This window comes from Flavobacterium sp. (assembly GCF_036759525.1).
Taxonomy (GTDB): domain Bacteria; phylum Bacteroidota; class Bacteroidia; order Flavobacteriales; family Flavobacteriaceae; genus Flavobacterium.
In genome coordinates this window covers 187,819-203,757 of record NZ_DAIOUN010000002.1, presented here as the reverse complement: position 1 = coordinate 203,757, position 15,939 = coordinate 187,819, and the positions used below count along the sequence as shown (strand labels likewise).

12 protein-coding genes are annotated in these 15,939 nt (G+C 33.7%); 3 read left to right on the top strand and 9 right to left on the bottom strand.

Annotated elements, in window-relative coordinates; genetic code table 11:
- Nucleotides 1-6: 6 nt before the first annotated feature.
- The 8 genes from V7M80_RS02645 to V7M80_RS02610 all read right to left on the bottom strand — a co-directional run bounded on the left by V7M80_RS02645 (nucleotide 7) and on the right by V7M80_RS02610 (nucleotide 9,708).
- Complete coding sequence (locus V7M80_RS02645) at nucleotides 7-1,713, bottom strand: sodium:solute symporter (protein ID WP_333693831.1); 1,707 nt, start codon at nucleotides 1,711-1,713, stop codon at nucleotides 7-9.
- 113 nt (nucleotides 1,714-1,826) lie between these two features.
- Complete coding sequence (locus tag V7M80_RS02640) at nucleotides 1,827-4,331, bottom strand: PIG-L family deacetylase (protein ID WP_333693829.1); 2,505 nt, start codon at nucleotides 4,329-4,331, stop codon at nucleotides 1,827-1,829.
- Between the two features lie 190 nt (nucleotides 4,332-4,521).
- Complete coding sequence (locus tag V7M80_RS02635) at nucleotides 4,522-6,357, bottom strand: hypothetical protein (RefSeq protein ID WP_333693828.1); 1,836 nt, start codon at nucleotides 6,355-6,357, stop codon at nucleotides 4,522-4,524.
- A 22-nt stretch (nucleotides 6,358-6,379) separates the two neighbouring features.
- Entirely contained in the window at nucleotides 6,380-6,910 is a 531-nt protein-coding gene (locus tag V7M80_RS02630) for a mechanosensitive ion channel domain-containing protein (protein WP_333693826.1), read from the bottom strand.
- Between the two features lie 4 nt (nucleotides 6,911-6,914).
- The gene (locus tag V7M80_RS02625) at nucleotides 6,915-7,502 is read right to left on the bottom strand and encodes a Maf-like protein (RefSeq protein ID WP_333693825.1); all 588 of its coding nucleotides are present in this window, start codon (nucleotides 7,500-7,502) and stop codon (nucleotides 6,915-6,917) included.
- Nucleotides 7,492-8,424 carry a geranylgeranylglycerol-phosphate geranylgeranyltransferase gene (locus V7M80_RS02620; RefSeq protein ID WP_333693824.1) on the bottom strand — a complete coding sequence of 311 codons (933 nt, stop codon included), beginning with the start codon at nucleotides 8,422-8,424 and terminating at the stop codon, nucleotides 7,492-7,494. The genes V7M80_RS02625 and V7M80_RS02620 overlap by 11 nt, the downstream gene beginning before the upstream one ends.
- A gap of 11 nt (nucleotides 8,425-8,435) precedes the next feature.
- Nucleotides 8,436-8,963, bottom strand: a complete 528-nt coding sequence (locus tag V7M80_RS02615; protein WP_333693823.1) for a KdsC family phosphatase — start codon at nucleotides 8,961-8,963, stop codon at nucleotides 8,436-8,438.
- A complete protein-coding gene (locus tag V7M80_RS02610) occupies nucleotides 8,947-9,708 on the bottom strand; it encodes a Rossmann-like and DUF2520 domain-containing protein (RefSeq protein WP_333693822.1) in 762 nt (253 codons plus the stop codon). The genes V7M80_RS02615 and V7M80_RS02610 overlap by 17 nt, the downstream gene beginning before the upstream one ends.
- 146 nt (nucleotides 9,709-9,854) lie before the next feature.
- Here V7M80_RS02610 and ccsA point away from each other — a divergent pair, with 146 nt between their 5' ends.
- Nucleotides 9,855-12,995, top strand: coding sequence for a cytochrome c biogenesis protein (gene ccsA, locus V7M80_RS02605; protein ID WP_333693820.1), 3,141 nt, complete (start codon nucleotides 9,855-9,857; stop codon nucleotides 12,993-12,995).
- 73 nt (nucleotides 12,996-13,068) lie between these two features.
- Nucleotides 13,069-13,662, top strand: a complete 594-nt coding sequence (locus tag V7M80_RS02600; RefSeq protein WP_333693818.1) for a glutathione peroxidase — start codon at nucleotides 13,069-13,071, stop codon at nucleotides 13,660-13,662.
- Here the strand turns inward: V7M80_RS02600 and V7M80_RS02595 are convergent.
- On the bottom strand, nucleotides 13,659-14,159 hold the full coding sequence (locus V7M80_RS02595; protein WP_333693816.1) for a GNAT family N-acetyltransferase: 501 nt from the start codon (nucleotides 14,157-14,159) through the stop codon (nucleotides 13,659-13,661). The genes V7M80_RS02600 and V7M80_RS02595 overlap by 4 nt on opposite strands.
- Before the next feature lie 121 nt (nucleotides 14,160-14,280).
- Here V7M80_RS02595 and menD point away from each other — a divergent pair, with 121 nt between their 5' ends.
- The gene (gene menD / locus V7M80_RS02590; protein WP_333693815.1) at nucleotides 14,281-15,939 is read left to right on the top strand and encodes a 2-succinyl-5-enolpyruvyl-6-hydroxy-3-cyclohexene-1-carboxylic-acid synthase; all 1,659 of its coding nucleotides are present in this window, start codon (nucleotides 14,281-14,283) and stop codon (nucleotides 15,937-15,939) included.

Genomic DNA, 15,939 nt, shown 5'->3' with positions numbered 1-15,939 from the left:
ATAATTTTAATTGGATTTGGGTTTCGACATAGTTTCGATAGCCAAAGCAAATGTAATAGTCATAACGGTGCCTATGGCATTGAGCCATAAATATCCTAAAAGTTCTTTACCGGAAGGATAAATATGGATGTAGTTGTAATAAATAACAAATACCAAAATCTGACTTATCAAACCGCCATAGAAGATTGCATTTCCTTTGATGTATTTGATAAAAAAAGCCACAAGAAATATGCCAAGAATGGTTCCGTAAAAGACTGAACCAATTATATTAACCAATTGGATTAAATTTTCTACTAAAGTTCCAAAACAGGCAAATAAAATAGCAATGATACCCCAAAGAAGTGTGAAAAATTTTGAAGCTCTAACAAAATGTTTGTCTGATTTATCACTTTTTAAATTTCGCTTGTAAATATCAATTACTGTTGTTGTAGATAGAGCATTAAGTTCTGAAGCCGTAGAAGACATGGCCGCCGATAAAATAACGGCCAATAGTAGTCCTATCAACCCACTGGGAAGATAATTTAAGATAAAATGAATAAAGACATAATCCTTATCGTTAGATTCTTGTTTGATGTTTTTAATTAACTCAGCTGATTTTTCTCGAATATTTTTTTCTTTTTCCGCTAAAGCAATGATTCTTTTACGCAAAGCGGGATTGTCTACATCTATATTGAGTTGTTCAGCATAGGCAAGGGTAACCCTTTGTTTTTCTTCTTGTATGAAATATAAATTTTCCTCCAGATGCTTATATTCCTCTTTATATTCAGATTTTTCGATTGCTTTTTGTGCCGATGGATTAAAGTTTAATGGTACTCTATTAAATTGAAAAAAGACAAATACTAACACACCGGTTAACAATATAAAAAATTGCATAGGAACTTTTAAAAAGCCATTGAATATTAATCCTAACTGACTTTCTCTAACGGATTTTCCGGATAAATACCGCTGAACTTGAGATTGATCGGTTCCAAAATAGGACAAAAATAAAAAAACACCTCCGGTTATTCCGCTCCAAAATGTATATCGACTGTTTGGATTTACCGAGAAATCTAAAATATTCATTTTATCGTTTACACCGGCAATTTGTAATGCATTGGAAAACGTTACTTCTTTAGGTAAGTATTGTAAAATGAGGTAAAAGGCAAAAAACATCCCAACCATGATGATGAACATCTGTTGTTTTTGGGTTACATTTACCGCTCTCGTTCCTCCTGAAACCGTATAAATGATTACAAGTACACCAATTATAAAATTTAACCAATTTAAATTCCATCCCAAAATAGAAGAGAGTATAATTGCCGGAGCATAAATAGTAATACCGGCAGCTAATCCCCGTTGAACCAAAAATAAAACAGCTGCCAAACTTCTGGTTTTGAGATCAAATCTGTTTTCTAAAAACTCATATGCGGTATAAACTTTTAGTTTGTGATAAATCGGAATAAAAAACAAGCAAATAATCAATGTGGCAAGAGGCAGTCCAAAATAAAATTGAACAAATCCCATTCCGTCATGAAAAGCTTGTCCGGGAGTAGAGAGAAATGTTATAGCACTAGCTTGAGTTGCCATTACAGAAATTCCTATGGTCCACCATTTGGTCTCATTATTGCCTAAAATGTATTCCTTTACATCCTGACTGCCTTTGGTTTTCCAAGCTCCATAAAACACTATAAAGAGCAAGGTAAAAATGAGTATAATCCAATCGATTGTTTGCATATTAGGAGTAAATTTTCATAATAAAATAAAAAACCAATATGTAAAACGCATTGATTAAAAGCATGGCAATGAATATATTTTTTATGCTAACTATTTTCTTTTGTGTCATACAATTAAGGTTTTGTTCCTAAGGATATCAAATTAGAAAACAATCGATAAGCTCCTGATACACCTGCCGGTAATTCTCTGAAGAAACTTAAGCCTGTGTAAATATAATATCCTTTTCCATAGTTTGCTATAAGTAAAGCTCCTTTTTTAGGGGTTTCTTTATAATCATTAGAGGCTATCAAAGGAACAAAACGCTCATCCCATTCATCCGGATAATACAAACCTTGTTCTTGTACCCAACCGGTAAAATCTTTGGAAGTTATTTTATTGGGAAAGTTTAAGGCTTTATGCTCAGGTTCCAAAAGTGTTACCGGGGCATCTTCTTGGGTTACCCGATCTCGAGATATTTTGAGAGGGTATGGGGCTAACTCTTTAACAGTGAGTTTCCCAGTGGTGTTGTATTGAACGATAAGAGTTCCTCCATTTTTTACAAATTCAAATAGAATCTCTTGCTTGTAGGCTAGTTCATTCACGGTGTTATAGGCTCTAATTCCAATAATAACGGTTTGAAACGGATTTAGATACGCTAATGTAATTTCTTCCGGTTTGATTAATGTTACCTCATAACCCATCTGACTTAGATATACCGGTACTTCATCACCGGCTCCCATGAGATAGGCTATTTTTTCATTCTTAATTTGAATATCTAATTTGTTAAATTTTGCTTTGGAGTCCAATAAAACCTGTTGTTGGTTTATGTGATCATACTGAATAGTGATAAGTTCTTTGGTGTATTTTTTTTGATTTACTATGGCGTAACTTGAAACTTCAATTTCATCAGATTTTACTGGGGGTGTAATTTCAAAATATACGGTTTTTTCATCCCCTTTTTTTGCAATTGAAAATGCAATTTTATCGGGAACAATTTTCCATTCTTTTGAGGCATCCAAATAAACAAATCCATCAAGGTTATCTTGACCTGATTTTATTTTAACACCCACAGATTTGGGAGATTGTGAATTGAAAATTTTCACTTTATCCAAAATAGATGTAGTTACAGCCGGAACAATATCAAAAGGCTTATATACTTCCCCTTTTACTTCATCGTTGTATTTGTAAATTACTTCTCTTTCAACCGGAATAATGATATTATTAAAAGAAAGATTGAATATAACTTTGGTAGTTCTAATAATATCGGGCAAACCAATATTTTCCTGATTGTTTACAGAATACATACCATCGGTTCCCTGTTCTTTGAGCCAATATGGTGCAGTATAATCTTGATTTTCATCAATTTTTAAATCGATATCCCAAAACTGAGGTTTGTTGTTCTCTAATACAATAGATTGAATATTTGGATTAGAATGCGGAAACGTTTCAATTGATTGAATGGTAATTTTAAACGGACTGCGATTGACGGCTTCTAATTTAACTTTTAGGGTACTTCCTGGTGTGGCAGATTGAACCTGAGCAACGGCTTCTATAAATACACCCGAACAAGCTAAAATTATATTTTTTAGCTCCTCTAATTTAATTTCCCGCCAATGTTTATCTTCTAATTTTAGAACTTTTTGGTAAACTTCAATCAAATTTGGAATACTGGCAGAGGGATTTGAAAAATTGAAATTTTGTTCTATTTTTTGAATTAAATTCCCAATTTCTTTACCATTTTTAACTCTATTCCACGATACATCTATTCCGTCAAAAATATCTTTTTGATTGGAACTGGGTTCTCCTTTGATATGCTCTAAATATTCTACCTCTTCACCCCGAGTTCCAGTACTTCCAAAGCCTTGCGATTGATGTCTGCTTCTACTTAAAGCTGCAATTTCTTGATTTGACATTCCGGTTAATGGATTAAAAACTCCTATATCAAGTGCTATGAGTTTACTTTTATCGGCTTTATCAAATTTATCTCTTCCGCCATAAAACCACCATGAAGTGTTGAAAAAGAGTCGTTTGGGTTGCCATGTAGTGGTGTATTTTAGTTGTTCTTTGAAATAATTAGGATCATTTAATTTATCAAAAAGTTCGATTGAAAGCAAAGCAGATGAGGTATGATGCCCGTGTGTTGTTCCGGGTGAGCGGTGGTCAAATCTGTTAATAATAACATCCGGCTTAAATTTTCTAATAATGAAAGCCATGTCTTCTAAAACTTGTTCTTTATTCCAAATTTGTAATGTCTCATCCGGAATTTTTGAAAATCCAAAATCATTGGCACGTGTAAAAAATTGAGCCCCACCATCTATTTTACGGGCTTCCAATAATTCTTGAGTTCGAATGACTCCCAAGAGTTCTCTGAGTTCAGTGCCAATTAAATTTTGACCCCCATCGCCTCGTGTTAAGGATAAATAACCTGTACGGGCTTTTACATGATTGGCATAATAAGAAATTAAACGCGTGTTTTCATCGTCAGGGTGAGCCGCTACATAGAGAACAGAACCCAAAAAATTTAACTTTTGAATTTGTTCGTAAATAGTTACTGCAGAGGGTTTTTCCGGCTTTTGAGACCAAAGGTAAGGTGAAAATAATAAAAAAAAACAAAAGAACAGTTGAGCTATTCGGTTCATGCTTTAGAATTTCGTACAAATCAAATATACTAATTTAGAGAAGCCTGACTTTTTATTTAAAAGATATTTAACAAAAATGTTACGATTCCTCAAAGTCGCTTGAATGTCATAATCCACATACCCTTTTTTGGGTATTTTATACTTGTTTTTGGGGCAGGAATTTTTAATATCTCACTTTTTTTTAAGGTTTTTATTGGTAAGTAGCTACCCTAGGTTTGTTGATTTCAAAGTCCAAATAGCCAAAATCACTGGTCTTGAAAGAGTTGGTTTGAAAAATATTTTCGCCTTGTAAAGGAATTTTTGGAAAAAAGGATAAAGAAATTTGAAAAGAATTAAATACCAAATAATCATTGGTTAGTATCATACCAATGCCAATTTTTGAATAGCCTTGACTTTTGGTAAATCCGAAGTCAGAATTTCCTAAAAAGGCAAGTGAATAATTAAAAAACGGACTCATCCTAAATCCGGCCCAATTCCATGGAGAATAGCTTTGTGTTTGAAAGGAAAAAACCATTTTTTTAGTTCCTAAAAATTTAGGCACATTAAAACCTTGTATACCGGCATCTTCATTAATGGATAAAAAATCACCTTCAGAATCTATTCTGTTGCTCCCCAAAATAATGTTGCTTTTAAAAAATTGTCTTACCTTCCATTTTCCCAACTCCATTAACGGTGTAAAATAGTTGATTTGGGTAACCCAAGCACTTTGCTCAGATTTGTTGTTGTTAAAAAAAGTACCGTATTCGTAATTGGTACTAAAATAGCCCCATTTAAAATAATTTCCCAAAGTAGCTCTAACCCCAAAATAGGTTCTTGAAGTATTGTTTTTCACTTGATAACCTCCTGTAATTCCGTAATATTTACCTATCGGAATGTCTTCGGGTATGCCAAAATTAAACACGTATTGTTCTTGCACGAATTTTCGGGATGAAATACCGATACCAGTTAACCAAAACTTTTCACTGCTAAAAAACATTTCAGGATCGTATAGCATATCCGGTTGCTCTAAATAGTTAACATTTAGAAACCGAACCGTTGTAATTAAGTTTGTTATCCGGTCAACTTCAGTCTTTCCTTTATTTATTTGAGTAGAAAATCCACCCCAAAGTTCTACTGTTCCGGTCTTGAAGTTTTGCATGGCATAGTTAGATTCGGAATCAGGTAAACTATCTCTTCTAAATTTTGATTCTGCCAAAACTCCACCCGCCCATCGGGCAAATGGAGAGAAAAAAGGTCTCTCAATGGCCACACTTTTGGTATAGTTGTTTAATAAGTCAATGTTGTAATTTACTCCTGCTGTAATGTACGTGTTTTTAATATTTGGAATACGATAGGAAGTGGAGTAGGCATTTTTTTTATCATCAAGGTTTTGTCTAAAGGTATTGTCCCAAGTGTGGCCCATTCCCAGAAAATTACGCTCTGTCAATTCGTAAGTGGCTCTAGAAGGGGTAAAGGTGGCATTGGGAATCAAACTCCATGAGTCCAAAACATTTATGTAAATATCTAGGCTGTCTGAGTTTTCTGCTATTGGCTGGGTACGAAAAGCAACTCTTCTTACAAAACGTTGACTTCGAATTAATCGCTCAGATTCTTTAACTAAAAGACTATCGTATGAGTCGTTTGGATGAATTAGCAGCAAGTTTTTTATAGCAAAATTTTGAGTTTTAATATGAATTTGATTTCCAAATTTGGATAGAAAACGTTTGGGGTTTTTGCTCGTGTCTGTCTCTGAAAATCCAAATGGATCTAAGGTTTTAATATGGATTTTACGAATAATTTTACCTTCAAAATTTTGGTGTTTTTCGGTTTTTGATTTTTTAAGGTTTTGCTTTGGTTTAACTTCTGTTGATTTAAATATGAGCTTATGCAAAAAAGAGGTGAATTTACTTTTTTTGGAGTAGTTTTCAATTTTTTCATAACTCAATTTTACCGAATCAACCTCTTTTTTGGGAACTTGTGCACAAACCCAAAAACTACCCAAGAGAAAATAGCAGACCAAGATTTTTGTTGAAATAAATTTAGGCATTTTCCCTTTTTTGAGCTTGTAATTAATCAAAAAACTCTTTGTTTTCTGAAGCGTATTTAGATACCGAAATTCCTCTTTGTAATAATAAACTATTAGGGTAAGTAATGAGTTCTCCCTCTTTGGTTCTCAAGTAAGTATGAAAGCCTCGAATATCTTCGACTTCGGCTTCTATGGGAAAATCCTTATCGTGAATTTTGATAAAATCACCAATTTTAAACGGAGCCGAAAAGAATAAAATTATACCGGATGTTACATTACTCAAAATGGACCATTGAGCAAACATGGCCACACCAATAACTGCAAAAATAGAAGATACAACAAGTATTATGTTTTGTGGTTTCACCCCCCATATTACAAATAGTACAATGAGAGCAATGATTCCAATTAAAATGTTGAAATACTTGATAACCAAATTAGTGCGATGTTCAATGATTTCACTTACTCTGGCAAATCGTCTAACAATTTTAGCAATGAGTAATCGTAAAATAATTACAACCAAAATTACAATTCCGGTAGCAATTTCTTGTTTGATGTACAGTTTAAAAAATTCCATAATTTTAAGAAATAAAATTAATCAACTCACTATAAACACGTTGCATGGGCATTCCCACAACATTAGTGTAGGAACCTTCAATTTTTGTTATTCCAATTAAACCTATCCATTCTTGAATGCCGTAGGCTCCGGCTTTGTCGAATGGTTTGTAGTTTTCAATATAAAAACGGATAGTTTCCGGTTTTAAATCATCAAAAGTCACTTTTGTTATTTCGGTAAATGTCTTCGATTTAGAAATGCTCTTTAAAGTAACAGAAGTAATAACTTCATGAGTTTTACCGGATAATGCATAAAGCATTTCAAAAGCTTCATTTGTGTTCTTGGGTTTTCCTAATGCTTTACTTTCATGCCAGACCAAGGTATCACTGGTAATTAGAATTTCGTTTGTTTTTAAATCATTTGAAAAAGCTTCTGCTTTTAATTCTGATAAATATTCGGTTATCGATTGACTGGAAAGTGAATCGGGATACAACTCTTCTATTGGTTTTAATCGAACTTCAAATGGAATGCCCAATTCTCTCATAAACTCTTGTCTTCTAGGAGAACCCGAAGCTAAAATGATATGATAGTTTTTAAATAAATCAGTTTCCATTGTTGTATTTTATATTTAAAGTAATAATCCAAATAGATAAAATTCCAAAAAAGAGTAACCATTTTAAAAGGGTACTAATAGATTTGAATTCATCCTTTGACTTGGCTTTAATTAAATGAATTCCACTTAACAATAGGGGTCCTTCTATAAAAATTAAAACATATAAGGCTGCTCCATACAATTCAAATGCTATCAAATTTGAATAAATATACTTTAAAATGAGACCAAAAAGTACCGTTAGTAATACGATGAGTAGTACTACTGTTCTTTTTACTCCAAATACCAGTGGTAATGTTCTCATTCCTTGAGCTTTATCACCTTCGAGGTCTTCTATATCTTTACAAATTTCTCTACAAAAATGTACCCAAAACATGACAATAGAGTAGTCAAAAATAATACCAAATATTACTTGAATAGATGAAAAATTGGATTCATTTAGAATCGGATAAAGGTTAAAAATTCCAACCATCAACAAACTCAATGAGGCTAAAAATGCAACTGTGAGATTACCTACAACAGGCATTTGTTTTAGAGATGTGGCATAAAAATACAAAGCCGCAGCCGAAAAAATAAACAAAGTGGAGAGTCCGCCTTTATCTATAAGATTTGAAACCCAAAAACCGAGTCCAACCCCAATGCAATTTAAAACTACATAAATAGTATATCCTTGGTTTTCGGTTATACTTTTCTCAATAATAACCCGATTGGGTTTGTTAATGGCGTCTGTTTCTTGATCCATTATATCATTTATAACATAACCGGCGGCAGTGATAAAAAGAATGCTTAAAACTAAAAGCGAATATTGAGCGTTAGATAGGGCTAATGGTATATGTTGTAAATCCAGAAATCCGAATTTAAAAACAAGAAACATTACTAATAATAAAAGTAGATTTTTATAGCGAACTAATAGGAGGTACTTCATAAGGTTTTTAATTAATCGTGTTTGCCATTGTAATACAAATGCCATTTTCCTTGAACCTTCATAACTTGTTCAATAACATCTCGAACAGCTCCTTTACCACCATTTTTGTGAGAGATATATGTAGAAATGGATTTAATTTCAGGGCTAGCATCTTGCGGACAGGTAGGTAATCCTACCTTTTGCATAACATGAAAATCCGGAATATCATCACCCATATACAAAACTTCCTCCGGGTTTATGCCGTTATCAAGGCAATATTCTCTAAAAGTTTCAACTTTATCCGGGCATCCCAAATAAATGGATGTAATGCCCAAGTTTTTCAAACGAATTTTAACGCCTTCATTGTAACCTCCGGATATAATGCCTACCTGATAGCCACTCTCAATAGCAGCTTTTAAGGCAAAGCCATCACGTATATTCATTATTCTTAACATTTCTCCTGTTGGTGTTACATGTACAGATCCATCGGTTAAAACGCCATCCACATCAAAAATAAATGTGGTTATTTGATTCATAATTTCTTTATAGCTTTTGGACATGATTTTGAATAGATTGGGTCAAAAGTTGGTAAATTTGTTTTTGATTCTCGTTTTGTAAATAGGCTAAATGGGCTTCAATGGTTTGGGTGTCATTGCGTTTTGCCGGTCCTGTTTGAGCCATTTCGGGTGACATAAATTCTATTTTTTGAGCAGTTTCTGCAATCAAAGGATGTAAAACTGTAAAAGGAATTGCGTTGGAATCACACAATTCTTTTCCTAAAACATAAAGGTGATTTACAAAATTACAAACAAAAACGGCTGCTACATGAAGGGCTTTTCGTTTCTCTGAATTGATATTGTAATAGTTTTTGGATAACGATTTTGCGATGTCTTCCAAAATTTCATAATCCTTTTCATTTTCGGTCTCCAAACAAAGAGGTACCGTATTAAAATTGATTTCTTTTTCTTTTGAAAAGGTTTGTAGCGGATACAAAACACCCCGTCTGTTCTTCGAATTGAGGCTTGTTAAAGCTTTACTTCCCGATGTATGTAAAACCAATTTGTTTTTGAAAGGAATTTTTGCTGAAATTTCTTCAATTGCATCGTCAGAGACACAAATTAAATAAACATCAGCTTCCGGAATTTCATCCCAATTTGAAGTGTGTTTTGCATAGGTTGGCAAATTTAAGGTAGCCTTTTTTTGTCTGGAAAAATGTCCAATGAGTTGTACCACAGGATTTTCGGTAAAAGCCTTGATAAAATGATGAGCCACATTGCCGGAACCTAGTATAACAATCGATTTCATAAGCCAAAAATAGTAAAATTTGACGGGAAAAATTCGTTTCTCTTTTCAACATCAAAATTGAGGCTCAATCAATCTTTAAAATTTGATTAAAATAATAGTTCGATCTTTCTTTTTGAAGTATTTTTGCATCACTAAATTTTTAACTGATGTTCAAAAAGTTACTCTCCATCTTATTTTCAACTCGTTTGATGGCACTATTATTTTTAGGATTTGCTGCGGCTATGGCAGCCGGAACCTTTATTGAAAGCTATTACAATACTGATACTGCTCGAATTTGGATTTACAATGCTTGGTGGTTTGAGCTTATAATGTTGTTTTTCATGTTGAATTTTTTTGGAAATATCAAAAGATATCAACTTTGGAAGAAAGAAAAATGGGCTACGCTTTTGGTGCATTTGTCTTTCATTTTTATTTTATTGGGAGCTTTTATTACTCGTTACATCAGTTTTGAAGGAATTATGCCCATTCGAGAAGGTGCAGCAGAAAGTAGATTTTATTCAGATCGCACTTTTCTTACCGTTTTAACAGATGGAGTATACGAAGGTGCCACAAAGCGAAAAACTATTGAAAAACCATTGATTTTATCTCAAGCGGCCTCAAATAGTTTCAAGATTAATGATAAGTTTGGTGACAAAACTTTTGTGGTACGATACAAAGATTTTATCATGAACGCCACAGAAACCATAGAGCCCAATCCGCAAGGTGAAACCTACCTTAAACTTGTAGAATCCGGAGAAGGAGTGAGACATGAGCATTATTTGAAAGAAGGCGAAATTCAGAGTATACATGGTTTACTTTATGCTTTTAACAAACCCACTGAAGGAGCAATTAATATCATTGAAAAAGGAGATTCCTATTTTATTCAATCGGCTTTTGGTGGCGATTTTATGCGAATGGCCGACCAAAAAAAGGGTCTGGTTATTAAAGATTCACTACAAAAATTAGAATTCAGGTCATTGTATGCTTTGGCAGGTACCCAATTTGTACTTCCGGAACTTCCCATTACAGGTAAAAAAATATGGAAATCCAATAACAATTGGAAAGATGAAATAACCGATGATGCACTAATAGTTGAAGTTGAAGCCAATGGAGAAACAAAAGAAGTAACTTTAATTGGTTCAAAAGGTCAAATGGGGCAGCCTCAATCTATAACATTGGGTGATTTAGATTTTACCTTGTTTTATGGCAGCAAAGTTTATGAACTTCCTTTTAAAATTCAATTGAACGATTTTATTGCTTCTCGTTATCCGGGGACAATGAATAGCTATTCTGCATTTGAAAGTAAAGTAACCGTTTTGGATAAAGACTATCAAAAAGAAGCTCGGATTTACATGAATAATATTTTAGATTACAGAGGGTATCGTTTTTTTCAAGCCCAATTTGATAAAGATGAAAAAGGAACCATTTTGTCTGTTAACCATGATTTCTGGGGAACTTGGATTACATACATTGGATACTTTTTACTTTATATTGCTTTGATGGCTATCCTTTTTGATAAAAACACTCGATTTGCCGATATTAAACGCAAAATGGCAAAGATTCAAGAAAAAAAGACTGCTTTGATGACCTTGTTCTTGTTTTTAAGTTTGTTTTCTGTTCAAGCCCAAGAGGGACACCAACATCAAAGACCTACAAAAGCAGAAGTTGAAAAATTTATTGCCACTCATATTCCTTCGGCTGAGCATGCAGCCAATTTTGGGAAATTGGTCATTCAAGACCAGGGTGGTAGAATGAAGCCGGTTAATACTTTTTCTTCGGAATTATTGCGAAAAGTAAGCAAATCGGATCATTACAATTCTTACACTTCAGATCAGGTTTTTCTTTCTATGTCACAAATACCCAGTGCTTGGGTAGAAGTTCCATTGGTCTATTTGAAAAGAGGGAATGATAGTATACGGTCCATTTTAGGAATCTCTAAAGATGCAAAGTATGCTTCATTTGTAGATTTTTTTGATACCAAAGGAAATTACAAACTTACTCCATATTTGGATGAATCCTACAATGCTGCCATACCAAATCAATTTCAAAAGGATTTTATTGAAACCGATAAAAAAGTAGTTTTGCTTAATGCTGCTTTAAGTGGAAGTATTTTACGTTTATTCCCGGTTCCTTTTGATGAAAACAACAAATGGGTTTCTTATCTTGAAATTAATGAATATGAAGAAACTGAGCTTAAAATGTTGAATAAAATTTTACCGGTATACATGCAAACCCTTCAAGAAGCAACTCAAAAGCAAGATTACAAACTTGCCAATGACATCTTAGAAGGAATCTCTAAATTTCAGGAAAAGTATGGAGGCACTGTAAAACCCTCCAAAGAGAAAATCCAAGCAGAGATTACGTATAATAAATACGATATTTTTAAAAGGCTGTTTTATTTGTATATGCTTGCCGGTGTACTGATGCTTATTTTTACTATCGTTCAAATTTTCAAACCTAAAAATAAAGCGGTTAATTATACCGTTCTGTTTTTTCATTATCTGATTGGATTTTTCTTTTTATTACACACGGCCGGTTTAATTTTAAGATGGTACATTTCCGGTCATGCCCCTTGGAGTGATGCCTATGAAAGTATGATTTATGTAGCTTGGGCTACCATGTTCTTTGGTTTGGCATTTGACAGAAAGTCCAAACTCACAGTAGCCTCTGCAGCTTTTGTTACCTCAATGATTTTGATGATAGCCCATTGGAATTGGATGGATCCTTCAATAGCAAATTTACAACCGGTATTGAATTCGTATTGGTTAATGATTCACGTAGCGGTAATTGTAGCCAGTTACGGTCCATTTACTTTAGGAATGATTTTAGGACTTGTAGCTTTGATTCTTATTTTGTTTACCAATACCAAAAATAAAACACGAATGGAGTTGCATATCAAAGAGATTACTTATGTTAACGAACTTGCACTGACTATTGGATTGGTAATGCTAACGATTGGTAATTTTTTAGGCGGTCAATGGGCCAACGAAAGTTGGGGACGCTATTGGGGTTGGGACCCAAAAGAAACTTGGGCTTTAATTAGTATTATGGTGTATGCATTTGTGATACATGCGCGATTTGTACCGGCATTCAGAGGTTTGTTTGTTTTTAATGTAATGAGCGTATTGGCATTTGCATCAATTTTGATGACTTACTTTGGAGTTAATTTTCATCTTTCTGGATTGCATTCATACGCATCAGGTGAAAAGCAAAATGTTAAAATATATTTGTATGTTTTAATTGCATTTATTCTTTTCGCTACACTAGTTTATTTTAAATATAAAAGGCAATATAAAAAAGAAAACTAATTTTATAATTCTTTTGTGATTTGTCAAAAGCTCTTAATGCAATAATTCAACTACTTTTAAAAAAAATTAAATTATGAAAAATGTATTTACCATTTGTTTCGCATTTTTGTTGCTTTCGAGTTGTGAAAATCAAGCTCAAAATAAGCAAAAGATAAAGGATACAGTAAAAAAAAATGAAGTAGTTATGAAAAAATCGATTCATGAATTCACCGTAAAAGATATTGAAGACGGTGATTTTGATTTTGCCTCTTTAAAAGGTAAAAAAGTAATTATTGTTAATACGGCTTCAAAATGTGGTTTGACTCCTCAGTACAAAGAATTACAAAGTCTTTATGAAAAGTACCAGAATAAAGGTTTGGTAATTATAGGTTTTCCTGCCAATGATTTTATGAGTCAAGAACCCGGAACAAATGAAGAAATTGGTGCTTTTTGTCAAAAGAATTACGGGGTAACATTCCCTATGATGAGTAAAATATCCGTAAAAGGAGATGGCATGCATCCGATTTACCAATTTTTAACTCAAAAAGCTCAAAATGGTTTTCAGGATAGTACCGTAGAATGGAATTTTCAAAAATATCTAATCAATGAAAACGGTGAATTAGAACGTGTAATTAGTCCAAGAGTTCAGCCTAATGACCCTGAAATTGTAAATTGGATTTTGGGCTAATTTTCAATAATGAGTTGAACTATCACAGAGTCCAACCAACGGTTAAATTTATAACCGGACTCTTTTAGGGTTCCCGAAACGGTAAATCCAAACTTTTGATGAAACAATAGGCTTTCTTTGTTTTCGGCATCTACAACACCTACCATGCAATGGATTTTGTCTTTTTTGGCTTGTACAATTAGTTGTTCCATAAGGAGTTTGCCAATGCCTTTTCCAATGCAATTTTCGGCTACATAAACCGAATGTTCCACTGTAAATTGATAGGCTTTTTTAGGTCTAAATGTTCCATAGAGTGCAAAACCTACTACCTTTTCATTCCATGTGGCCACAAAAACCGGAAATCCTTGGTTTATTTTTTCATGCAATAGTGCTATCTGACTCTCAAGGCTTCTGGGTTCATAATCGTAAATGGCAGTAGTGTTTAATATGGCGTTATTTACTATTGAAAGAATTTCGGGTGCATCTTCGTCTTTGTAAAATCGAATTTTTGGATTCATTGTGTTGAAAAGTTTTTCAAAGATACTAAAACTTTAAAGTGTGTAAACTTCATTTTTAAAGGTTGAAGATGTAAATTTGTATTTTAATACGAGCATTGACTTAAATGCAGTTAGTCAGCTAATGAAATATCCTAAAATACCGCTTGCACAAAGCATAATCGAAATATGTCATGCCAAAGGGATTCGGCATATTGTTATATCACCCGGTTCCCGAAACGCACCTCTAACTCTTGGTTTTGCTCAACATCCCGATTTTGAATGCTATAGCATAGCAGATGAAAGATGTGCGGCTTTTTTTGGATTAGGAATAGCTCAACAAACCCAAAAGCCGGTAGTTTTGGTTTGTACTTCAGGATCTGCAGTTCTTAATTATTACCCGGCTGTAGCCGAAGCTTTTTACAGTCAAATTCCGCTTGTAGTTATTTCTGCTGATAGGCCTTCCTCTAAAATAGATATTGGCGACGGTCAAACTATTCGCCAAGAAAATGTGTTGGCCAATCATACCCTTTTTAATGCTAATTTAACGGAAGATAATTCTGAAGCAAATGATTTGAAGATCAATCAAGCTTTTGATACAGCACTGGTCTCTTTGGGCCCGGTTCATATTAATGCACCTTTTGAAGAACCCTTGTATGAGACAGTCTCAAATCTAGCGGTAGATCCTCAAATTACAGTAGCCAATAGAACCACACCCAAAGTGCCTTTTGAAGATATTTTTGCGGCTTCCTCTGTATGGAATGCAGCCTCAAAAAAGTTAGTTCTCGTAGGGACGTTGTTTCCCAATTCATTAGACGAATCGGTAATAGAGCATTTAGCCAAAGACCCATCGGTTTTAGTAATGACTGAAACAACATCCAATTTAAGTCATCCTGCTTTTATAAATAATATTGATACATTTATTACCCCATTTACCGAAGATGATTTTGAAAATTACAAGCCGGAAGTATTGCTTACTTTTGGGGGAATGATTGTTTCTAAACGGATTAAATCGTACCTAAGAAAATACAAACCTTTGCACCATTGGCATGTTGATTCTTTAAGAGCTTACGATACATTTGGGGCATTAAGTCATCATTTCAAAACCACTCCCAATACATTTTTTAATCAATTTTTACCCTATGCTCTTTTTACCAATAGCAATTATCAAAAACAGGGTCAATTATTGAAAGAGTGGCGTAAAATTAAACACGATTTGTATTTGAAAGATTTGCCTTTTTCTGATTTGAAAGCATTTCAAATACTTTTGAATAATCTTCCGGATTGTCAACTTCAAATTAGTAACAGTTCATCTATTCGTTATGCCCAACTTTTTGATATACCCAAGGCAGTAACTGTTTTTTGCAATAGAGGTACCAGCGGAATTGATGGTTCTACCTCAACAGCCATTGGTGCCGCATTATCAACCAATCGGCCTACTGTACTGATTACCGGAGATATTAGTTTCTTTTATGACAGTAATGCCCTTTGGAATAGATATATACCCAAACATTTTAAAATAATAGTTTTAAATAATGGAGGAGGGGGGATTTTTAGAATTTTACCCGGTCATGAAGAAACAGAAGTTTTTACTACTTTTTTTGAAACTTCACATTGTTTGACTGCTTCTAATTTGGCCCAAATGTATGGATTTGGCTACCTTCAAGCTTCACATGCTGTTGAATTGGAAGAAAAATTGAAATTGTTTTACTCGGATCATTCCAAGCCTCAAATTTTAGAGATTTTTACACCTACACTGCAAAACGACGTGCATTTGAAAAATTATTTTAAGAAATTGATGTAA